At 68.8% G+C, this 22056-nt stretch carries 17 protein-coding genes; 8 read left to right on the forward strand and 9 right to left on the reverse strand.

Annotated elements, in window-relative coordinates; all coding sequences use genetic code 11:
* Positions 1-7: 7 nt before the first annotated feature.
* The 4 genes from hslO to DFQ15_RS02835 all read right to left on the reverse strand — a co-directional run bounded on the left by hslO (position 8) and on the right by DFQ15_RS02835 (position 3961).
* On the reverse strand, positions 8-997 hold the full coding sequence (hslO, locus tag DFQ15_RS02820; protein ID WP_110464542.1) for an Hsp33 family molecular chaperone HslO: 990 nt from the start codon (positions 995-997) through the stop codon (positions 8-10).
* 159 nt (positions 998-1156) lie between these two features.
* Entirely contained in the window at positions 1157-1975 is an 819-nt protein-coding gene (gene eutC, locus DFQ15_RS02825) for an ethanolamine ammonia-lyase subunit EutC (RefSeq protein WP_110464496.1), read from the reverse strand.
* A 9-nt stretch (positions 1976-1984) separates the two neighbouring features.
* Positions 1985-3382 (reverse strand): ethanolamine ammonia-lyase subunit EutB, encoded by a 1398-nt coding sequence (locus tag DFQ15_RS02830; RefSeq protein WP_110464497.1) that lies wholly within the window; start codon positions 3380-3382, stop codon positions 1985-1987.
* 54 nt (positions 3383-3436) lie between these two features.
* Positions 3437-3961, reverse strand: a complete 525-nt coding sequence (locus tag DFQ15_RS02835; RefSeq protein WP_110464498.1) for a gamma carbonic anhydrase family protein — start codon at positions 3959-3961, stop codon at positions 3437-3439.
* A 113-nt stretch (positions 3962-4074) separates the two neighbouring features.
* Here DFQ15_RS02835 and DFQ15_RS02840 point away from each other — a divergent pair, with 113 nt between their 5' ends.
* From DFQ15_RS02840 to DFQ15_RS02850, 3 genes are all read left to right on the forward strand, one after another.
* Complete coding sequence (locus DFQ15_RS02840; RefSeq protein WP_110464499.1) at positions 4075-4854, forward strand: ferritin-like domain-containing protein; 780 nt, start codon at positions 4075-4077, stop codon at positions 4852-4854.
* 108 nt (positions 4855-4962) lie between these two features.
* On the forward strand, positions 4963-6207 hold the full coding sequence (locus DFQ15_RS02845) for an EAL and HDOD domain-containing protein (protein ID WP_110464500.1): 1245 nt from the start codon (positions 4963-4965) through the stop codon (positions 6205-6207).
* Positions 6208-6351: 144 nt separating this feature from the next.
* Positions 6352-7617, forward strand: coding sequence for an EAL and HDOD domain-containing protein (locus DFQ15_RS02850; protein WP_110464501.1), 1266 nt, complete (start codon positions 6352-6354; stop codon positions 7615-7617).
* Positions 7618-7712: 95 nt separating this feature from the next.
* Here DFQ15_RS02850 and xerD read toward each other — a convergent pair whose 3' ends face one another.
* The 3 genes from xerD to queG form a co-directional block, all read right to left on the reverse strand.
* The gene (gene xerD, locus DFQ15_RS02855; RefSeq protein WP_110464502.1) at positions 7713-8612 is read right to left on the reverse strand and encodes a site-specific tyrosine recombinase XerD; all 900 of its coding nucleotides are present in this window, start codon (positions 8610-8612) and stop codon (positions 7713-7715) included.
* Positions 8613-8695: 83 nt separating this feature from the next.
* On the reverse strand, positions 8696-9661 hold the full coding sequence (locus DFQ15_RS02860; RefSeq protein ID WP_110464503.1) for a tripartite tricarboxylate transporter substrate binding protein BugE: 966 nt from the start codon (positions 9659-9661) through the stop codon (positions 8696-8698).
* A 361-nt stretch (positions 9662-10022) separates the two neighbouring features.
* Positions 10023-11144, reverse strand: coding sequence for a tRNA epoxyqueuosine(34) reductase QueG (gene queG, locus DFQ15_RS02865; RefSeq protein ID WP_110464504.1), 1122 nt, complete (start codon positions 11142-11144; stop codon positions 10023-10025).
* Between queG and tsaE the strand changes: the two genes are divergently transcribed.
* From tsaE to DFQ15_RS02880, 3 genes are all read left to right on the forward strand, one after another.
* A complete protein-coding gene (gene tsaE, locus DFQ15_RS02870; protein WP_110464505.1) occupies positions 11127-11654 on the forward strand; it encodes a tRNA (adenosine(37)-N6)-threonylcarbamoyltransferase complex ATPase subunit type 1 TsaE in 528 nt (175 codons plus the stop codon). The genes queG and tsaE overlap by 18 nt on opposite strands.
* A 64-nt stretch (positions 11655-11718) precedes the next feature.
* Positions 11719-13176, forward strand: coding sequence for an N-acetylmuramoyl-L-alanine amidase (locus DFQ15_RS02875; RefSeq protein ID WP_110464506.1), 1458 nt, complete (start codon positions 11719-11721; stop codon positions 13174-13176).
* A 172-nt stretch (positions 13177-13348) separates the two neighbouring features.
* Positions 13349-13567 (forward strand): glycine zipper 2TM domain-containing protein, encoded by a 219-nt coding sequence (locus DFQ15_RS02880; protein ID WP_110464507.1) that lies wholly within the window; start codon positions 13349-13351, stop codon positions 13565-13567.
* A 191-nt stretch (positions 13568-13758) separates the two neighbouring features.
* On the opposite strand, the gene xopZ is transcribed toward DFQ15_RS02880, so the two are convergent.
* Positions 13759-17763: a XopZ family type III secretion system effector gene (gene xopZ, locus DFQ15_RS02885; protein ID WP_310593092.1), complete on the reverse strand. Its 4005-nt coding sequence runs from the start codon at positions 17761-17763 to the stop codon at positions 13759-13761.
* A 470-nt stretch (positions 17764-18233) separates the two neighbouring features.
* On the opposite strand from xopZ, the gene DFQ15_RS02890 reads away from it, so the two are divergent.
* Entirely contained in the window at positions 18234-18899 is a 666-nt protein-coding gene (locus tag DFQ15_RS02890) for a phosphotransferase enzyme family protein (RefSeq protein WP_110464509.1), read from the forward strand.
* Positions 18900-19215: 316 nt separating this feature from the next.
* Here the strand turns inward: DFQ15_RS02890 and DFQ15_RS02895 are convergent, their stop codons facing one another.
* The gene (locus DFQ15_RS02895) at positions 19216-19866 is read right to left on the reverse strand and encodes a DedA family protein (protein ID WP_110464510.1); all 651 of its coding nucleotides are present in this window, start codon (positions 19864-19866) and stop codon (positions 19216-19218) included.
* A 166-nt stretch (positions 19867-20032) separates the two neighbouring features.
* Between DFQ15_RS02895 and mutL the strand changes: the two genes are divergently transcribed.
* Entirely contained in the window at positions 20033-21913 is a 1881-nt protein-coding gene (gene mutL, locus DFQ15_RS02900; protein WP_110464511.1) for a DNA mismatch repair endonuclease MutL, read from the forward strand.
* Positions 21914-22056: the final 143 nt, after the last annotated feature.

The following is a 22056-nucleotide window of genomic DNA, read 5'->3' on the forward strand; positions in this document are numbered from 1 at the left end:
GCCGCGGCTACTGCACCGCCGTCGTGCCCGGCAGCGGATGCTCGCCGGCGGCGAAGATCTGCTCGGCATCGAGCGCGTCGAACCGGTACTGCCGGCCGCAGAACTCGCAGCCCACCTCGATCTCGCCCCGCTCGGCGACGATCGACTCGGCCTCTTCCCGGCCCAGGCCGCGGATCATGCCGCGCACCCGCTCGGCGCTGCAGCTGCATTCGAAGCGCGGCACCGGCTCGTCCTCCTGCGGCACGAAGCGGGCCAGCGGCTCTTCCCAGAACAGGCGGCGCAGGATGGTGTCGACGTCCAGCGTCAGCAGCTCGTCGCGCTGCAGGCTGGAGGCCAGGTGCGACAGGCGGTTGAAATCCTCGTCGGCGCCGATCAGCGCCTCGTTCTCCCGGCTGACCAGGCTGCCCGCCAGGTTGTGCGTGCCCTCCACCGGCATCCGCTGGATCAGCAGGCCGGCGGCGACGTTGTCGTCGGCGGCCAGGACCAGGGTGGTGTCGAGCTGCTCGCTCTGCAGCATGTAGTGCTCCAGCGCGTCGCTGAGCTTTTCCAGCTTCTCGCCCCGGTCGCCGAAGAGCGGCACCATGCTCTGGTAGGGCTGCTGGCCGGGGAACTTGTCCTTAGGGTCGAGGGTGATCGCGCAGCGGCCCTGGTTGTGCAAGTTGACCATCGCGCTCAGCCCGGCGTCGGCCGGCACGTCGCCCACGATGGTGGCGGTGGCCCGCACCCGCAGGTCGGATTTCACCTCGGCCACCGCCACCTTGACCGGGCCGTCGCCGAAGATCTGCAGCACCAGCGCGCCGTTGAACTTGATGCCCGACTGCATCAGCATGCCGGCCGCCGCCATCTCGCCGAGCAACTGGCGCACCGGCTGCGGGAACGCGCCGCCCTGGCTGTTGGAGGCGCGGCGCCGCAGGATTTCCTGCCAGGCGTCGGTCAGCCGCACCAGGGTGCCGCGCACAGGCATGCCGTCGAAGATGAATGTGTGGATTTCGGACACGCTTTTCTTCCTGCACTGCTGCGTGACGGCGAACGCTCGGGCATTCGCCGGCGCATCGAAAAAGGAGATGCGGCCATTGTAGGGAGCCCGGCGGACCGGTGTCGTCAGCAACCCCAAGCCATTGCCATGCCTGCGGAATTCGGCCGCCGACGCGCCGCCTCAGGGCGCCATGCGTGGCGTGGCCGTGCCGGGCGTGAGCACCGGCCGGTCGCTCTCGTCCTTCAGCGCCACGCCGGTCAGCCGCCGGTGCAGCGCCCGGCCCACCAGCCAGGCCAGTTTGCGGGCCGCCTCGGCATAGCCCAGGCCCTGCGGCCGCACATTGGAGATGCAGTTGCGCTCGGCGTCGCGCCGGCCTGTGCGGGGGCCGTAGGTCAGGTAGATGCCCAGGCTGTCGGGCGAGCTGAGCCCGGGCCGCTCGCCGATCAGCATCGCCGTCATCGCCGCGCCCAGGCATTCGCCGACCGGGTCGGCCAGCGCCACCCGGGCCTGGGTGGCGACCACCACCGGGCCCAGCGGCACGTCGGCCGGCAGAGCGGTGCGCAAGGCCTGCAGCAGCGGCTGCGCGTGCCGTTGCACGGCCAGCGACGACAGGCCGTCGCCGACGACGATGCACAGCGCGGGCGCGTCCGGCGACGCTGCCGCGCGCAGGGCTTCGGCAGCGTCTTCTTCGAGCCGGCGGCCCAGTTCGGGCCGCCGCAGGTAGGTGGTCCGGTCGGGCGCCTGGCTGCGGGTCTGCAGCACCTGCCAGCCGTCGGCCTGCAGGTCCGCGACCAGCGCTTCGGCGTCGAGCGAGGTGTGGATGGCATCGCGCGCCAGGGCATGGGCCCAGCCGAATCGCAGCGTCTCGGCGGTGGGCGTCGCCACGCCGGCACGGCCCAGGGCGATGCGGGCCGGGGTGGCGGTGCGCCAGTCGGTCCAGGCGTCGGGCTGAACGTCGGGGGGGGTCGTGGTGCCGGAGGGGGTGGGTACGTCGTCCATGCCGTGGCCTCAAGGAGAACCGGCGCCCAGGCCGCCCATGCCCCGCAGCAGCCGGTGGGCGGTGCCGGGCTGCAGCAGGCGGCCGTCGGCATCGGCCAGCTGCATCCGTTGCAGCCAGGCCTCGAACTCCGGCGCGCGGCGGCAGCCCAGGGTGTCGCGCAGGAACAGCGCGTCGTGGAACGAGGTGCTCTGGTAGTTCAGCATGACGTCGTCGGCGCCCGGCACGCCGATCAGGAAGGTGAGGCCCGCGGCGGCCAGCAGCACCAGCAGCGTGTCCATGTCGTCCTGGTCGGCCTCTGCATGGTTGGTGTAGCAGACGTCGCAGCCCATCGGCAGGCCGAGCAGCTTGCCGCAGAAATGGTCTTCCAACCCGGCGCGCACGATCTGCTTGCCGTCGTAGAGGTACTCGGGTCCGATGAAGCCGACCACCGTGTTGACCAGCAGCGGCCGATAGCGCCGCGCCAGTCCGTAGGCGCGGGCCTCGCAGGTCTGCTGGTCCACCCCGTGGTGGGCGCCGGCCGAGAGCGCGCTGCCCTGGCCGGTCTCGAAGTACATGAGGTTGTCGCCCACCGTGCCGCGCTGCAGCGCGCGGGCCGCGTCGTGCGCCTCGTCGAGCAGCGCGGGCGTGACGCCGAAGGCGGTGTTGGTCTGCTCGGTGCCGCCGATCGACTGGAACACCAGGTCGACCGGCGCGCCCGCCTCCACCAGCCGCAGGGTGTTGGTGACATGGGTCAGCACGCAGGTCTGGGTGGGAATCCCGAAGCGCCGGACCACCTCGTCGAGCAGGCGCGTCAGCTCGCCCAGCGCCTGCAGGCTGTCGGAGGCCGGGTTGACGCCGATGACCGCATCGCCCGCGCCGTACATCAGCCCGTCGAGCACCGAGGCGGCGATGCCGCGCAGGTCGTCGGTCGGGTGGTTGGGCTGCAGCCGCACCGCCAGCCGGCCCGGCAGGCCCAGCGTGTTGCGGAACCGGGTGGTGACATGGCACTTGCGCGCGACCGCGACCAGGTCCTGGTTGCGCATCAGCTTCGATACGCCGGCCGCCATCTCGGGCGTGATGCCGGGCGCCAGCGCCGCCAGGGCTGCCGGCGTGGCCGCAGGGCCCAGCAGCCAGTCGCGAAAGCCGCCGACGGTCAGGTGCGAGATGGCGGCGAACGCGGCAGCGTCGTGCGTGTCCAGGATCAGCCGGGTGATGTCGTCGTCTTCGTACGGCACCAGGGCGTCCTGCAGGAACACCTTCAGCGACAGGTCGGCCAACACGAAGCGCGCGGCCATCCGCTGCTGCGCACTCTCGGCCGCGATGCCGGCCAGGGTGTCGCCCGAACGGGCCGGGCCGGCGCAGGCCATGACCTGCCGCAGGTCGTCGAAGGCGAAGACCCGGGCGTCGAGCGTGGTGCGGTAGCGCATGGCGATGGAAGCTCGCAAGAAACACGCCGCGGCAGGTGCGTGCCGCGCGACGCGTCAGCCGAGCTTCTTGAGCCCGGCCTTGAAGCGGCGGGCGTTCTCGACATAGTGCCGCGCGCTCTGCCGCAGGCCCTCGATCTGTCCGGGGCTCAGCTGCTTGATCGCCCGGGCCGGGCTGCCGATGATCATCGAGCCGTCGGGGAACTCCTTGCCCTCGGTGACCAGCGCGCCGGCACCGACCAGGCAGTTCCTGCCGATGCGGGCGTTGTTGAGCACCACCGCGCCGATGCCGATCAACGTCTCGTCGCCGATGGTGCAGCCGTGCAGCATCGCCTGGTGGCCGATGGTCACGTTCTCGCCGATGCCGAGCGGCACGCCGTGGTCGGCATGCAGAACGCTCAGGTCCTGCACGTTGGTGCCGCGGCCGATGCGGAGGGTGGCGGTGTCGCCGCGCAGCACCGCGCCGAACCAGACGCTGGCGTCTTCGCCCAGTTGCACGTCGCCGATCACCTGGGCGCTGTCGGCCACCCAGGCCGAGGCGGGCACGCGCGGCGCGGTTCCATCGAGTTCGTAGAGGGCCATGTCGTGTCTCCTTGCAGGGGGCGTCGAGCGCTCGAACATTGTAGGAACGGCACGGCGCAGGCCTTACAGTGCGGTGCCGCGGGCCGCAGCCCCAGCTTCTTCGCCCGCCCACCATGCCGACCCTCCGCCATAACGCCCTCGCCGTCCTGCTGGAGCCGGATGCCGACCGCAAGTGCCTGCAGGGACGCGCGCTGCAGCCCGCCGGCCCGACCGGCGCCGCCGACGCGATCGCCCTGCCGCCCGGCATTCCGGGCCGCCCTGCCCGGCCCGCGCTAGTGGCGCCCACCGAGATCCGGCAGCGCTCGCTCGCCACGCCCGAAGGTCACGCCGCGCTGATCCACGCGCTGGCCCATATCGAGTTGAACGCGATCGACCTGGCGGCGGACGCGGCCTGGCGCTTTTCCGGCATGCCCGACGACTACTACCGCGACTGGATCCGCGTCGCGCAGGAGGAGGCCCTGCACTTCTCCCTGCTGCGCGACCACCTGCGAGGCATGGGCTTCGCCTACGGCGATTTCCCGGCCCACAACGCCCTGTGGGAGATGGCCGAACGCACCCGTCACGACGTGCTGGCCCGCGTCGCCCTGGTGCCGCGGACCATGGAGGCCCGCGGCCTGGACGCCTCGCCCGCGGTGCGCGACAAGCTGGTTTCGGTGGGCGACAAGGCGGGCGCCGCGATCGTCGACGTCATACTGCGCGACGAGATCGGTCACGTCGCGGTGGGCAACCGCTGGTATGCCTGGCTCTGCGCCCGGCGCGGGCTGGAGCCGATCGCCACCTACCGCGAGCTGACCCGCAGCCACCGCGCCCCGCGGCTGCGCGGACCTTTCAACCTGGCGGCCCGGGCTGCGGCAGGGTTCAGCCCCGCGGAACTGCAGGCGCTGAGCGAATGAGCGCGCCGCTCCGCCCCGATACGGGCCGGGCGGTCGGACGTTCTTAGAATGCTCGATCGACAGGGCCATGCCCCGCCTCCGCATCCACCAGATTCCACCGGGACCTCCATGCCGAATCCCCCCGCCCCAGCCCCTGCGGCCCCGCGCGAAAATCCCGCCATCATCGCCCGCCAGGCGATCGTGAACGCAGACCGCGCGGTAGTGGGCTACGAACTCTTCGACCGTTCCCAGGGCGCGGGCGCCCACACCGCCGCGACCGACGTCACCCTCATCTTCCACGCCCTGTCGCATGCCGGCAGCGAAGACCTGATCGGCCGGCTGCAACTCTTCGTCAACTGCACCCACAACAGCCTGGCCGGCGGCCACCTCGACCTGATCCAGCCCGACAAGGTGGTACTGGAGATACCGCCCCTCGACCAGGCCGATGCCGAAAGCATCGAGGACCGCACGCCGGTGCTCTCCAGCCTGCGGGAGCGCGGCTTCCAGCTGGCGTTCTCCTCCACCGTGCTCGCCCCGGTCTATGCGCCCTGGCTGGCCCTGGCCGATTATGTGAAGTTCGACCTGGCGGCGCTCTCGGCCACCGAACTGACCACGCTTGCACGCTACGCCCAGCAGCACTGCGATGCGGAGCTAGTGGCCGAGAAGGTCGAGACGCAGCAGCAGTTCGAGGCCGCGCATGCGATCGGCTTCGCGCTCTTTCAGGGCTACTGGTTCGCCCGGCCGGCCGAGGTCGAGACGCGGCTGGTGTCGCCCTCGCAAGTCGCGACGATCGAGCTGGTGAATCTGATCCGGCGCCAGGCCAGCACGGTCGAGATCGAGGAAATGCTCAAGCGCGACGCGGGCCTGGCTTTCAATTTGATGCGGCTGATCAATTCGTCGGGATTCGGCCTGCAGCGCGAGGTGACCTCCTTTCGTCACGCGGTGATGATCCTCGGCCTGAAGAAGCTGTTCCGCTGGGCCGCGCTGCTGCTGCTGGCCTCGAAGAACGGTACGCCGCCGGCGGTGAGCAGCCTGGCGGTGGTGCGCGGCCGCCTGATGGAGCTGCTGGTGGCCGACCGCCTGACGCCCGAACAGCGCGACCATGCCTTCGTGGCCGGCATCTTCTCGCTGCTGGACGTGATGCTCGGCATGCCGATGGACCAGGCGGTGAAGCTGCTGACCCTGCCGCACGAGGTGATCGACGCCCTGCTGCACCGCACCGGCCCGCTCGGCCAGTTCCTGCAGCTGACCGAAGCCTGCGAGACAGGAGACGACCGCACCTTCACCGTGGCCTCCGAGACGCTGGGGCTGAGCAGTCAGGAAGTGAACTGGGCCCACCTGCAGGCGCTGGCTTGGTCAGACGGGGTCGATTAACACCCGCATATTAAGTGGCCACAGCAGGATAAAATTTGCCCGGGTGGGGTCTTCCATGCGGCAGCGGGGCGTCGCACTGCCTAGAATTGTTGCTCACTGAAACGTATTTGTGCGTTTCAGACCCCTTTTTGCTATCGGTCCTCGATGTCCAGCACGCCAAACTCCGTTGCCCCAGAAGCGCCTCTCGCAGAGAACACGTCGCCCGCGGCCGGGCTGATCGCTCGGCAGGCCATCGTCGACGAGAAGCGCGAAGTCTTCGGCTACGAGCTTTTCGACCGCTCCACCGTCCCGAGCGAGCACAACGCGACCACCGATGCGGCCGTGCTGTTCAATACGCTTTCGGGCGCCGATGCCGAAGTGCTGGTCGGCAAGAAGACGGTGTTCGTCAACTGCACGCACGAAAGCCTCACCGGCGGCCACCTGGAATTGGTCCACCCCGAGAAAGTCGTGCTGGAAATCCCCGCACTGCAGGATGACCCGCCCGAGGAGATCGAGGCGCGCGCCCTGGTCTTGAAAGACCTGCACGCCAAGGGTTTCCGCCTTGCGTTCAACCAGTCGGTGCTGAAGAAGCCGTATGCCTCCTGGATCCCGCTGGCCGCCTTCATCAAGCTGGACATGACCGCGTTCTCGCAGGCGATGGCCGAATCGCTGGTGCGTTTCGTCAGCACCCAGACCAAAGCGAAGATCATCGCCGAGAAGGTCGAGACGGGCGAGCAGCACCAGCACATGGCGAACCTGGGCGTGAAGCTGTTCCAGGGCTACTGGTTCGCGCGGCCGACGCTGGTGCAGTCCAAGACCGTCCGGCCGTCGCAGGCGATCATCCTGCAGCTGATCAACCTGGTGCGCCGCCAGGCCGATGCGGCCGAAATCGAGGAACTGCTGAAGAAGGACCCGACCTTGTCCTTCAACCTGCTGCGCTTCATCAACTCGTCGGGCTTCGGCCTGAGCGTCGAGATCACCTCGTTCCGCCACGCGGTGATGATCCTGGGCATGAAGAAGCTGTTCCGCTGGGCGGCGCTTCTGATGACCACGTCGCGCGACGGCTCGCCGCCCGCCCTCGGCACCACCGCCGTGGTGCGCGGCCGGCTGATGGAACTGCTGGCCGCCGAGCTGATGCCGCCCGACGAATGCGACAACGCCTTCGTGGTCGGCGTGTTCTCGCTGCTGGACGCGATGCTGGGCATGCCGCTCGACAAGGCGCTGGAATCGGTCGCGCTGCCGCAGCCGGTGCTCGACGCGCTGCTGCACAGGAGCGGCATCTTCGCGCCCTTCCTTGAGCTGACCATCGCCTGCGAGAGCGGCGACGAAGAAGCCTTCGCCAAAGCCTCGGGCGCGCTGCACCTGTCGAACCACCAGGTTAACTGGGCCCACCTGAATGCGCTGACCTGGGCGGACTCCCTCGGAGAATGAAGCGCCCCCTCAGGCTTGTGCCGGGCGAAAGCGGCCGCGGTGCCGCCGCAGGGAACGTCGCGGGTGGTGAGCGCTTGCGCGCGCACGGTGCCGGCTCAGCCCCGCGGATGGTGCGCCGCATGCAGCGTCTTCAGCCGCTCGCGGGCCACGTGGGTGTAGATCGTCGTGGTCGAGATGTCGGCGTGGCCCAACAGCAGCTGCACCGCGCGCAGGTCGGCGCCGTGGTTGAGCAGGTGGGTCGCGAAAGCATGCCGCAGCGTGTGCGGCGAGAGCTTCGAATGGATGCCGGCCGCCAGCGCATGCCGCCGCACGATCAGCCAGAAGTTCATCCGCGTCATCGCGGCGCCGTCGCGTCCGGTGACGAACAAATCCTCGCTCTGGCGGCCGCCGAGCAGCGCGGGCCGGGCCTCGTCCAGGTAGCGGCGCAGCCAGTCGCGGGCCACCATGCCGAAAGGCACCAGCCGCTCGGTCGCCCCCTTGCCGGTGACGCGGACGATGCCGTCGTTCATCTGCAGGCCGAAGACCGGCAGCGACACCAGCTCGCTCACTCGCAGGCCGCTGGCGTACAGCAGTTCCAGCATCGCCCGGTCGCGCAGGCCGAGCGGGGTGGAGGCATCGGGAGCGCTCAGCAGCGCGTCGACCTGGCCTTCGCTGAGCATCGACGGCGAGCGCACCGGTGCCTTGGCCGGCCGCAGGCGCAGGGTCGGGTCGGCGGCGATGGCGTTCTCGCGCAGCGCCCAGTGGAAGTAGCGGCGCAGCACGGTGAGGCGCCGGTTGGCGGTGGTGGCGCGGGTCTTGGCATGCTCGGCGGCGAAAAAGGCCTGCAGATGGTGCTCGGCCGTGTCGTCCAGGGCCAGGCCCTGCCCCGCCAGCCAGGCGGCGTACTGCGCCAGGTCGCGCCGGTAGGCGGCCAGGGTGTTGCGCGAGAGGCCGTCCTCCAGCCAGAGCGCGTCGGTGAAGGCGTCGATGCGGTGGGCGCCGGGGGCGGTGGTCATCGCGCCACCTTACCAAACCCGGCCGGCCACGAGAAAGCCGCCGCGGCGAACCCGGGCAGCCTGACCGGGCGCGCGCCGAGCGCTTACTCCAGCGTCAGCTTCTGCTGCGCGACGACCTTCTTGTAGACCTCGAACTCGGCCTTGATCTCGGCGGCGAACTGCTCGGGCGAGTTGCCGACCACCAGCGAGCCGGTGTCCTCGATGCGCTTCCTCACCGCCGGGTCCTTCAGGGCCTCGCGCACCGCGGCGTTGAGCTTGTCGACGATGTCCTTGGGCACGCCCTTCGGGCCCAGGATGCCGTAGTAAGCCAGCCGGTTGACCGGCTCCAGGCCCACTTCCTTGAAGGTCGGCACGTTGGGCAGCGCGGCCAGGCGCTGCGGCGCCGAGACGACGATCGGCACCAGCCGGTTCTCCTTGATGAAGGGCAGCGCGGACGGCAGGTTGTCGAAGATGATCGGCACCTGCCCGGCCACCGTGTCGTTCAAGGCCGGCCCTGCGCCGCGGTACGGGATGTGGGTGACGAAGGTGTTCGTCAGGCTTTTGTAGAGCTCCATCAGCAGGTGGCCGATGCCGCCGGTACCGGAGCTGGAGTAGGAGTACTTGCCGGGCGACTTCTTCAGCTCGGCGGCGAAGCCCGCATAGTCCTTGGCGGGGAACCTGGGATTGACGGCGATGATGTTGGGCGTCGCGGCGATGTTGACGATCGGGGTGAAGTCGGTGACCGGGTTGTACGGCACCTTGGGGTTGATCGCCGGGTTGGCGGCGGTGCTGGAGACGGTCGCCAGGCCCAGCGAGTAGCCGTCGGGCGCGGAGCGGGCCGTGTCGTTGGCACCGACGATGCCGCCGCCGCCGGCCTTGTTCTCGACGATCACCGGCTGACCCAGGATTTTGCCGAGCGGGTCCGAGATCACGCGGGCCACGATGTCGGTGGTGCCGCCGGGGGCGAACGGGACGACCAGGCGGATCGGCTTGTTCGGATAGCTTTGCGCGAAGGCGCCGCCGGCGGCGGCGGCCAGGGCGACGGCGATCCAGGTGCGACGACGGTGCATGCGAAGACTCCTCTTGAATGGACAGTGCGGGCATCCTAAACGCTGGCCCCGGATCGCCGCGCGGCCCGCAGCGCTCATTCTTCGGGGAAAACCCGGTTCGCGGCCCGCCGCGCCCGGACGGTCGCGGCGCACCTGCTCGCGGTGAACCACGCCCTGCGCCTGTTTTTCCCGATTTCCCGCTCGTCCTCTGCGGCGACCCGCTCTGCCGCCTCAGCGCGCTGAACCCCGGCGTCTGCAGGCAGGTGCAGGCGCAGGTCCGCCGATGGTGCTGCCGCTGGTTGATTTTTAGAAAAAAAGTGGCTGAAGCCGGCGTAACTCAATGACTACCAGCTATCTTTTTTATAGCGATCGTGCGGATCGTTCAGCCGTTTTCCGGCAGCGGCGCGTCGGCGGCCCCGGCCGGCGCGCAGGGCGACTGGGCCAGCGCCCACGCCACATGCTCCCGGACCAGCGGATTCTCGTGCAGCTGCCGGTCGGCCAGCGCCCGCCGCTCGGCATCTCCGCCCGCCCCCGACGCCAGCGCGTTGCCCAGCCCCACCGCCAGGTTGCGCAGCCAGCGCTCGTGGCCGATGCGGCGGATCGGCCCGCCCTCGGTGCGGCGCAGGAACTCTTCCTCGCTCCAGCCGATCAGCGCGGCCAGCGGCTGGCCGGCCAGGCCGGGCCGGGCGTCGAAATCGGCCAGCGTGGCGGGCTGGGCGAACTTGTTCCAGGGGCAGGCCAGCTGGCAGTCGTCGCAGCCGTAGATCCGGTTGCCGATGGCGCGGCGCAGTTCCACCGGAATCGGCCCGGCGTGCTCGATCGTCAGGTAGGAGATGCAGCGCCGCGCATCGAGCCGCTGCGGCGCGACGATCGCCTGCGTCGGGCAGACGTCGATGCAGGCGCGGCACTGGCCGCAGTGGCTGCTCACCGGCGCGCTCTCGGGCAGCGCCAGATCGAGGTAGATCTCGCCCAAAAAGAACATCGAGCCGCCCTCCCGGTGCAGCACCAGGGTGTGCTTGCCGCGCCAGCCCTGGCCGCTGCGCGCGGCCAGCTCGGCCTCCAGCACCGGGGCCGAATCGGTGAAGGCCCGGTGGCCGATCGGGCCCACCTCGGCGTCGATCCGCTCGGCCAGCTTCTGCAGCCGGCCGCGCAGCACCTTATGGTAGTCGCGGCCCCGGGCGTAGAGCGAGACGATGCCCTCGACCGGGCGCTCCAGCCGCGAGAACTCCACCGCCTGCCAGCCGGCGGGCGTGTCCCGCGGCAGGTAGTCCATCCGCACCGTCAGCACGCTCACCGTGCCGGGCACCAGTTCGGCCGGCCGGGCGCGGCGCAGGCCGTGGGCCTCCATGTAGTGCATGCTGCCGTGGAACCCTTCGGCCAGCCAGGCCACCAACCCGGCTTCGGCCGCGGACAGATCGACCCCGGCCACGCCGATTTGGGAGAATCCCAGCTCGCGCGCCCATTGCCGTATTCGAGAGACCAGTTGTTGACTGCTGCCGACCATATCCCCGGAATTGTAGAAACCGCACCGCCCGGCCCGCCGCCCTGCATGGTCTGGCGCAGCGAGGACGACACCGCCGCCTTCGCTGTCCGGCTGGCGGCGTCGCCCCTGCTGCGCGATGCCTTCGTCGCGCTGCACGGCGATCTGGGCGCCGGCAAGACGACCTTCGTGCGGCACCTGCTGCGCGCGCTCGGCGTGCGGGGCCGCATCAAGAGTCCGACCTACGCGGTGGTGGAGCCGCACGAGGCCGCCGGCGGGCTGGCCGTCCACCACTTCGACTTCTACCGCTTCGACGATCCGCGCGAATGGGAAGACGCGGGCTTTCGCGATCTGTTCGCCGGCGCCGGCCTGAAGATCGCCGAGTGGTCCGAGAAGGCGGCCGGCGTGCTGCCCGCGGCCGATCTCGACATCGCGATCGAGACCGATGCCGAGGGCTTGCGGCAGGTACGCATCACGGCCCACGGCCCGGCGGGCGATGCCCTGCGCAGGCACGGCCTGGGCCTTGCAGCATGAGCGCGGTTCGCCGCACGGGTCGCTCGTGTGCCCCCGATTTGTTCCGTCCCGCGAAAGTGCTTTCATGACCCGCCGCGCCCGTCCGACCCGCGATCTCTCGCGCCGCCGCCTGCTGCAGTCGGGCAGCCTGGTGCTGCTGCTCGGCACCGCGCAGATCGCCCGCGGCGCCACCATCATGGCGGTGCGGGTCTGGCCCGCGGCCGACTACACCCGCGTCACGATCGAATCCGACGCGGCCCTGGTCGCGCAGCAGTTCTTCGTCTCCAGCCCGCCGCGGCTGGCGGTCGACATCGTCGGCATCGAGCTGAACCCGGCGCTGCGCGAACTGGTCGCGAAAGTGAAGAGCGACGACCCGTACATCGCGGGCGTCCGCGTCGGCCAGAACGCGCCCAACGTGGTGCGGCTGGTGCTCGACCTGAAGCAGCCCGCCCAGCCCCAGGTCTTCTCGCTGCCGCCGGTGGCCGCCTACAGGCACCGGCTGGTGTTCGACCTGCACCCGGCGCAGGAGGTCGATCCGCTGGAAGACCTGATCGCCGGCCGGCTGCAGGACACGCGGCGCAGCGCCGCCGCGCCGCCCGCGCCCACCGTCGTCTCGGGTCCCGGCGCGCGCACCGCGCTGCCCCAGCCCGATCCGCTGGGCGAACTGATGGCGCGCCAGGCCGAGCGGCCGGCCGTCGCCAACACCGCGCCGGGCCAGCGCCCGGTATCGCCCCTGCCCGCCCTGCCGCCGGCCGTGGCCGCCGCGCCGCCGCCCGCGCCGGTCGCGCCCACCGGCCCGGCGCCCAGCGCCACCCGCACCGACCGGATCATCATCGTCGCGCTCGACCCCGGCCACGGCGGCGAGGATCCGGGCGCGACCGGCTCCGGCGGGACCCGCGAGAAGGACGTGGTGCTGCGCGTCGCCCACCTGCTGCGCGACCGGATCAACGGCACCACCCTCAACGGCAACCCGATGCGCGCCTTCCTGACGCGCGACGCGGATTTCTTCGTGCCGCTCAACGTGCGGGTCGACAAGGCCCGCCGGGTGCAGGCCGACCTGTTCATGAGCATCCATGCCGACGCGTTCACCACGCCCGCCGCCCGCGGCGCCAGCGTCTTCGCCCTCAGCCAGAGCGGCGCATCGAGCAGTGCCGCGCGCTGGCTGGCGAACAAGGAGAACAATGCCGACCTGATCGGCGGCCTGAACATGGGCGTGAAGGACGCGCACGTGCAGCGCGCCCTGCTAGACATGAGCACCACCGCCCAGATCAACGACAGCCTGAAGCTCGGCACCGCCCTGCTCGCCCAGATCGGGGGCATGGCCCGGCTGCACAAGGCGCGGGTCGAGCAGGCCGGCTTCGCGGTGCTGAAGGCGCCCGACATCCCCAGCGTACTGGTGGAGACGGCCTTCATCAGCAATCCCGAGGAAGAAGCGCGCCTGCGCAGCCCCGAGTACCAGGTGCAGCTGGCCGATGCCCTGATGCGCGGCATCCTGGGCTATTTTTCGAAGAATCCGCCGATGGCGCGCAGCCGCACGCTGTAGCCGGCCGGCGACCGGCCTGCGGCTCCGGCTCCGCAAGCCGACAGTTCGCGGTGCGGTCCTCCTACAGATGCGTTTGGTCGATGGACCGACAGTCCCCACGCAGGTATAAACCGGAGGTCCGTTGAATGACGGGAATCGCATGCCCCATAACCAATCGATAGAGGTCGATCCCATGAAGACGAAATTTTTGCTTTCCGCCGCCGTTGCAGCCGTGATCGGTTTGACCGGCTGTGGAAGTTTCAGCAACCAGCAGCTCGGCACCGGTGTGGGCGCAGTCGCGGGCGGTGTGGCCGGGAACGCATTGTTCGGCGGCACGCTCGGTACCGTGGGGGGCGCGGCCGCCGGCGCGTTGGTCGGCAACGAAGTCGGCCGGCGCAGCGACCGTCGCTGATCGCGCACCGCAGCACGCCTATGTGTCACCCGGCCTGAAGCGCGTCGATCTTCCAGGATCGCTCGCCCCCCGCCGGACCATCCGTCCAAGAACGCCCGATGCACCCCATCGGGCGTTTGCATTTTCAGCGATAGATGCGGCCGCAGCCATGCGGTCGGCGCATGCGCTGCTCGCGCACCAACGCCATCGTTTCAACCCCCGCGGATGTCCTCGGCATCCGCAGGGCCGCCGTCTTGCCGCCACTGCCGCAAGGGCTTTGGCGACGACCCCTGCGCGGCGCGTGGAACCCACTCGTAGAGCGGCCACTGGCCTACGGTGCGCATGGCCTCGGCAATCCGATTGTTCTGATACTTCACCAGGAAGTCGATACCCCGTTCGACCTGCATCCTGGGTTTTTCGCGGATCAGCAGGAGCGTGGGCTCCCACACCGCCGGCTGGGCGACGAAGTCGTCGAACAAGCGCTCCGTCTGCAAGGCCTTTTGTTCGCGATGCGCCTTTCGCTCCAGGCTGGCCAGCGTGCGCAGGCCATCGAGGGCAGGAGCGGCCTTGGGCTTCAAGACCTTGTCCACGAACGCGGTGGCGAACTTGTTTTGCTTCGCGAACAGGCGTCCTTGGTCCAGCAGGTGCTCCAGCTGCCTTTCGGCAATGGCGTAGCGCATGCCTTCATCCAGCGTATCGGGCACCTTGGCCGTGCCGTAGTGCACCCACGCGTTCCATTCGCGGCGCACCTCACGCTCAAACGCCGCGAAGTCCTGAAAGTCCATGGCGCAATCGCTGCGAACCGTATCGATCTTTTTGTCGATGGTGAACAACGTGGAGAAGCGGGTCGCGCCCTCCACACGGATTTCTGCCGCATGAGCGAGGTCGAGCATCGCCGTGCCGAGGTAGGCTTTCGGCCGCAGTGCGCCGGTGCGCTCCTCGTGCTCGCTCCACTGGTGCAGCAGAAGCCCCGCGGCGGCCCGTGCGTTGGCGTCGACCTTGGCCTGCGCGGTGGAATCGCGATAGAGGGTCGTCATGTAGCCTGCCACTTCCGTCTGCGTGCGCCCCTGATCGCGTTTGGCCTTGACGCCGACGGAAACCGACAGATTGACCCGCCGTGGTCGATCGTCCACGTTCCCGGCGCGCAGGCCTGCGAACAAGGAGGCGTTCGACTCCGTCCCCTTGCTTTCGCGCACGGCGTTGTCGATCAAACCGATATTCAGGTTGGAGTGATGCGCCAGCAACTCTTGCATCCAATCGTCCGGCCCGCCACCTCCGTGTCGGGCGGCCAGGGTCAAAAGGTGCTCGTACATATCCATGAATTGCGCCAACAGTTCGGGCTCCTTCCCCTTGGAGAAACGGAGCACGCGCAGTTGGACCCCGCTCTCGATGCCGGCTTCGCGCTTCATGCGCCAATCGGCGGTACCACCGAGGCCGAGGCCGGCGCGGACGCCCTCTTCGGCGTCACCGACGCCCCACAAGTAGCCCAGGTTCGCGCCAATGCCCGCCTGAAACTGCCGCGTGGCCTGTTCACCGAGCTGCAGGTAAAGGCCGGTGCGACCCATGTAGATCTCGAGCAGTTCTTCCCGGTTCTGCTGCACGCCGGCAAGGAGCTTGACACCGACGCCGGTGGGCAGGCTCGCAGCCGCCAACGCGGCGGAGACAGGGCCTGTGTTGAGTCCCCACGCCTTCTGGCCTATGAGGCGAAGCCTGTCCCGCCACTCCAGGTTTTCGAGCATGTCGCGCGAGAAATCGAACAGCGTCCGGGCCGACACGACCCGCGCGGGATCGCCGTCGTGCAGCAGGCGGTTCGCGCGGGTCACGGCGCCCTGCAGACGTGCGCGCAGCACTTCTTCTTGGTTGCGCCAGTGGATGTGGTTCGGCATGGACGCCTCATTGCAGGGCGAGGGACTGCCCATTTTCGACATTCGGTCGTGCAGCATGCCGAACGCCTCGGGCACCGAGAACGTGCCGTTCCGCAGCACCCGCCACGCGGTGTCCAGCGCAGGATGAAGATTGCTCGCCATCGTCGCTTCGAGCGGGCCGCAGGCCGCCTGCTCGAAGCGACGACGCAGTTCCCGACTCCGCCGTGTGATCGTACGCACGGCCTTGTCGTCGAGCTTCATGGTCGTGAGGTCGATGTCCTCGGATCGCCATTGCACATGATGCGCAATGGCCTGCCATGCCAGTTCACCCGGGGAAGGGGTCCATCCCGGCGGCATCAGCTGGCGCCGCGCCGCGAGGTAGGCCTCCAGATGCGCCGCGGCCTCTTCCAAGGCCTTGGCGGCCTGTCGCGAAGGCGTCGGCAATCCGTTGGCCGCACCGACGACCATCCCCTCGCGTAGTGCGTCCAATGGGTTGGCCGATGCACCCAACGATGCGCACCGCGCAGCCGCCCGATCACCTAGCCACCGGGCGAGTTTCTTCAAATGCCGATTCGCCTTGTCGTAGGGCGAACCCGGCGCATTGCTGTAGTAGCCGTTGCAGAACGCGCGATAGGCCGCGCGCTCTTCCTCGGTGCACGCCACCAGAGCGCCGGTCGAATCGGCCGCATGCAGCACATGGCGAGCCGCAGTTTGCGCAGAGGCAATCCAGTGACGCTGGGCGCTGTCGTCGCCGGCGAGCTTGCGTTGTGCATCCTCGGCGGTCAGGTACACGCGTGCGGCCTGCGCCTGCGTTTGGCCCAACACGGCCGGCGAAGGCGCCAGCAGCAGTTCCAGAATCTGTATGCCGGAGGGCTGCTCCGCCAATACCTGCGCGAGCGTGCATGCCGCTTTGCTGGGTGCCGGCAGGGGGCGACCGAGACTGGCGGGCGGCACCAAGGCGGCGAGCGGCGTTTCCTGCAGTTCGTCTACGAGTGCGGCCGCCCGCCGTGCATCGGCGCACGTCGCGATGCCGAGCGCCTGAAACGCGATCTCCAGCGCCAGACTCTTCGGCAAGGCTTCGATGCCGAAGCAGAGCAGGCGTTCGTCCAACGTGTCGCTCCACGCCTGCATGGCCTTGCGCAGCACGGGCCGCTCGGCAGCGGCTGCAAAGCATGCGCAGGTCTCCAACAGCGCACAGCAGACGGCGCTGTCGGTTTGCACATATGCCTCGAACGCCTGGTGGCTGGCGGACTCGGCCGGTGCCCGCAGGGCACGGCGCTCTTGCTCGACCTGCTGGAGCGGACCTCGCGACGCACGCAGCGACTCGGCTGCGTCGCTGTGTTCCCACAGCGCCCGCTGGTTCAGGTCGGCGCTGTGCCGCGCCTGCCTGATCCGCGATTCCACGCCCTGCCGACGCTGCTCGAGCGCGCGTGCCTCGGCCTCCAGGGAGGCGAGCGATTCACTCTCCTGATTTTCGATGTCTTCGAGCAGCGCCACATTCATGGCCAGGCCGGCCAGCCGGTCCTCCTGCTGCAGCCTCTCGTCCTCGCATCGCATCAACTCTCGCAGCGAACGCGAGGCCCTCTGCGGCATGCCGCCGGAGCGCGGTGGCCGGGCCTCGACAAAGGCGTCGAGCGCATGCTGCGTACACGCATGCGCTTCTCGAAGGCGCGCCAGCAATTGGCGCGTGGAAGCGATCACACCACGCGTCGACTCGATCGCGTCGCGCACGGTGGCGATTTCCGCGATCGTGTCGACACTCTGCCGCGTCAACGCCTCGATCCGGTCACCCAGGCCGCCGACCCGCCGGACCGACAGCGCAAGATCGCCCTCTGTCCGGTCCAGATGCCCTGTCACCTGCGCTTGCGCGGCGGCAGCCTGATCGACGGCTACGCGGGCGTTCAAGGCCTCCTGCTCGCTGCCGAGCAAAGTCGTCAGGGCCGAGATGGTCCTGCGCGGATCCTCTGGAACTTCGGGGGCAGCGGCCGGACCACCGGGTTTCAGCGGCGTATCCGCGTAGCGCAAGAGTTCTTCCCGGGGGAGCGGCTTGCCCGGGCGTATGCCGATCGTTTTGGCGGCTCCCTTCAGCAAGCGGGAGAGCTGGCGGCGCGGGGCGAATTGCGCCGTGGCAGTGGGGGCGGGGGTGGGGGCGACTCCCGTCAGGGCCTGGGCCAGAGCGACCGGGTCTGCCTGCCGGGCGAGCACCTCGTTGCGCGCGACCAGGGGGTCGAGCGTAGGCAGTTTGTGATGGCTCTGCTGGCCGCTGGCGGGTCTGCCGGCATGGGCCGTCGTGCGGCCCATGCCGGGCAAGCCGAAGGTGGTCGAGGTGGGGCGTAGTGGAAACCAAGGCATAGGCGTTCGGGCAGGTCGGTACAACGGCGAAGGATGCGCAGTGACCTACCGAGCCGAACTCTTGGGATGCCCAATATCCTCTGATAATGGGCGTCAGTGTGGCACTCGCCGCTTCTAGCCAGCCTGCCCCACACGAAGTCGATCATGACGGAGCGAACTTCGATGGCCCGCGAGAGGCGGACCATGGTGCCCCCCGTCGCCAGGAGGCTGCGCCGCCGAAAAGCCGTCGGCTGCGAAGCGAGCGCAGCGGTCCGTTTTTCACCCGCGTCCGGCCCCATGGCCCAGGTACGGTACGCACTCGGAAGATCGGTGCGGTCGCCGTGCAGCTTTTCTATGGCTGGAGCGATTTATCCGACAGGTGGAAGAATGAATGATTCGCAATTTAAATTGACCGAGAAGGCGGTTAATACACATTTGCAGGATGTCTACGGTATCGAAGGGGAAGCTGCCACAGTCGTCAATGGCGTTAACTGGACACTCCGGATAGGCTCGACCGAGCATCCTCTGCCTTTGTCCGGCTGTACCGCCTCAGTGGTCGTCCCAAAGACGACGTGTTCGCAGAGATGGCAGTGCTCGATGCGATACAGGCGACGGACATCCTGGACGTTTCCAGGCCCATTGAGGATCGTTCGGGATGTTGGTTTTCAGAAGTTTCGTTGCCCCCGGATAACATGGCAAGGGTTGTGGGCGTTTTTCGCCCGGCAAAGGGCATTGAACCCGCAGGCTCACTTCACGATTATCAGCGTATCGGACAGGCTTTGGCCGACCTGCATCGGCAGACCCATTTAGCGAAGATAGCCCAGGCCCGAAATCCTGGTCCCGGAGCGGGCAGCACGACCATTGCACTCCGATCGACTGCCCTGGCCGCTGCGATTGCGGCGTCCGCAAAATTGCTTGAGGACAAGGGGGCGACCCAACACCTGGGACCGGTAGGCTTCTGCCATGGCGATATCCGTTTGTCAAACTTGCGCATCAGTAGTGAAAAAATGACGCTGTTTGATTTTGATGACTGTGGCATCAGGCCTCAGTTGCTGGATGTGGCGGCGATTGCTTTTTGGTTGGAAGTAGGCAAGCAGCATGACTCAGCAGGCCTTTGGGCCGCTTTCCTGGAGGGGTACGGCATTAAGAGCGGCTAACACAACCCTTCTGGTGTCGTTGCCGCACCTTGTCGTACTACTCGTACTGTCTGCGATGCGGCGCCTAGCCAGAACCGCTTCGCTGGGTTGTGTTAGCCGCTCTAAACCCGGTGGCTCCGTTAGCCTGGCTGTTCGATGGTTATTATTGATGCATCAACAACGTGCATTTCAGTGGTTGCTTGATTATTGCGAACTTCCCGATGCCTTATGGGAAGAAATTACCGAGGGTGCCATTCGTGTTGCCACGCGAGCGGCAACGGCCCGGCTAAAATTTCTTCAAGACTGATGAATTTCGGCCTGCGTACCCGCAGTTCATCTACAAAACCTTGGTCGACTCTCGGCGGCTGCGCCAAGCGCCGACGATCGCCAGCCATCCGGGCACCAGGATCAGGCCCCAGACGATCTTCTCCAGATGGGCCTGGACCCACGGCAGGTTGCCGAAGAAGTAGCCCGCCGCGCACAGGCCGACCACCCACAGGAAGGCACCGCCCACGTTGAACGCGGTGAAGAGGCCCCGGTGCATCGCCGCCACGCCGGCCACGAAGGGCGCGAAGGTGCGGATGAAGGGCATGAAGCGCGCCAGCACGATGGTGATGCCACCGTAACGCTCGTAGAACGCGTGCGCCTTGTCGAAGGCCTTGCGGTTGAAGAAGCGGCGGCTCTCCCACTGGAACACCCGCGGACCGATGTGGCGGCCGATCATGTAGTTGCACTGGTCGCCCAGCATCGCCGCCACCAGCAGCACCGGCACGGCGATCGCCAGATCCAGCAACCCCGCGCCGGCCAGCGCGCCGACGATGAAGAGCAGCGAGTCGCCCGGCAGAAAGGGCATCACCACCACGCCCGTCTCCACGAAGACGATGGCGAACAGCAGGGCATACACCCACGGCCCGTAGGCGACGACGAAGGCCTCCAGGTGCTTGTCGATATGCAGTATGAAATCGATCAGGAAATGCACGACGTCCACGGTTCAGCGCCTTTCGCACGGGGCACCCGCGGCGCGAGGAAGCTCCGCCGGCAGGCGTAGGGACTGGGATGGCATCGGATCGACTCCTGGAGAGTGGGTGGCATGGTGCCCGGGCGCGGCAAGCCGGTACTCTAGCCGCAGCCACCCTACTCCTAAAATCGCGCCGATGACACAGACCGCAGCCCGCCGCCCGATCCGCGAACTGCCTGACGAGCTGATCAGCCAGATCGCCGCCGGCGAGGTGGTCGAGCGACCCGCCAGCGTGGTGCGCGAGCTGGTCGACAACGCGCTGGACGCCGGCGCCACCCAGGTCATCGTGCGCCTGATGGCGGGCGGCGTGCGCCTGATCGCGGTGGAGGACGACGGCGGCGGCATTCCCGATGCCGAGCTGCCGGTGGCCCTGAAGCGCCACGCCACCAGCAAGATCGGCAGCCTGGTCGACCTGGAATCGGTCGGCACGATGGGCTTTCGCGGCGAAGCGCTGGCGGCGATCGCCTCGGTGTCGGAGCTGTCGCTGCTATCCCGCACGGCGGAGCAGGCCAGCGCCTTCCTGCTGGACGGGCGCAGCGGCGAGCTGCGGCCGGCGGCCCGCGCGGTCGGCACCTCGGTCGAGGTGCGGGAGCTGTTCTTCTCCACGCCGGCCCGACGCAAGTTCCTGAAGACCGACGCGACGGAGCTGGCCCACTGCATCGAGGCGGTGCGCCGCCACGCGCTGGGCCGGCCCGATGTCGGCTTCGCCATCTGGCACGAGGGCAAGCTGGTCGAGCAGTGGCGCCGCTGCGGCGGCGGCCCGCAGGAGGCGCAGGACCAGCGCCTGGCCGACGTGCTGGGCCGCGATTTCCTGGAACAGTCGGTCGCCGTGGCGTACAGCGCCAACGGCGTCACCGTGCAGGGCCGGGCCGGCCTGCCGGAAGCGGCGCGCGCCCGCGCCGACCAGCAGTTCTGCTACGTCAACGGCCGCTACGTGCGCGACAAGGTGCTGACCCACGCCGCCCGCAGCGCCTACGAGGACGTGCTCCACGGCCACCGCCAGCCGGTCTATGCGCTGCACCTCGCGCTCGACCCGACGCGGGTCGACGTGAACGTCCACCCGACCAAGATCGAGGTGCGGTTCCGCGACAGCCGCGAGGTGCACCAGGCGGTGCGCCACGGCGTGGAGAACGCGCTGGCCGCGCCACGGGCCGCCGCGGCCGCCCTGGCCGCCGGCCGGAGCGCTGTACCGGCCGAGCTGTCCGCCGCGCCGGCCTTACCGCGACAAAGCTCGATCTTCGAGCGAAAAGTGCCTGCAGCCAACGGTTACAGCCGGCCTCGTGCTATCAATTTCGAAGCAGACTACGGCGTGCCTGTGCGCGACCTGCAGGCGCTGTGGTCGCCCGCCTCCGCCGGCAGCGCCGCCCTGTCCGATCGGGCGGTCGCCCGTGCCGCGCCGGCCGAGCCGCTTCCCGCCACAGACAACGACGACTGGCCGCTCGGCCGGGCCATCGCACAGCTGCAAGGCATCTACATCCTGGCCGAGAACACGCAGGGCCTGGTGGTGGTCGACATGCACGCCGCCCACGAGCGCATCGTCTACGAGCATTTGAAACGGCAGCAGGCCAGCGCCGCCGTCCTGCCCAGCCAGCCGCTGCTGATCCCCGCCACCTTCGCCGCGACGCCGCAAGAGGTGGCCACGGCCGAGGGCTGCGCCGAAGTACTCGCGACGCTGGGCCTGGAGATCGCACCCTTCTCTCCCCGCACCCTGGCCGTGCGGGCGGTACCCACCTCGCTCGCCCACGGCGACGCGGTGGAGCTGGCCCGCGACGTGCTGGCCGAATTGGCGCAACACGACGCCACCACCGTGGTGCTGCGCGCCCGCGACGAACTGCTGGCCACCATGGCTTGCCACGGCGCGGTGCGGGCCAACCGCCGACTGACGCTGGAGGAGATGAACGCCCTGCTGCGCCAGATGGAGGAAACCGAGCGCTCCGACGTCTGCAACCATGGCCGGCCTACCTGGCGGCAACTGTCGATCCGCGAACTAGACGGCCTCTTCATGCGCGGACGGTGAGCGGCAGCCCGCGACCATCTGCTGCGTCGGACCTGTTACGCACTGCGATGGTGCTGCGCCGACTGCTGCCAACCGCGGTGCACATGTGCCTTCCAGCAGGCAACCCCCTTCTTCTGCCGATAAATCGATCCGCCCAGATGTAA

This window comes from Xylophilus ampelinus, assembly GCF_003217575.1.
Classification (GTDB): Bacteria; Pseudomonadota; Gammaproteobacteria; order Burkholderiales; family Burkholderiaceae_C; genus Xylophilus; species Xylophilus ampelinus.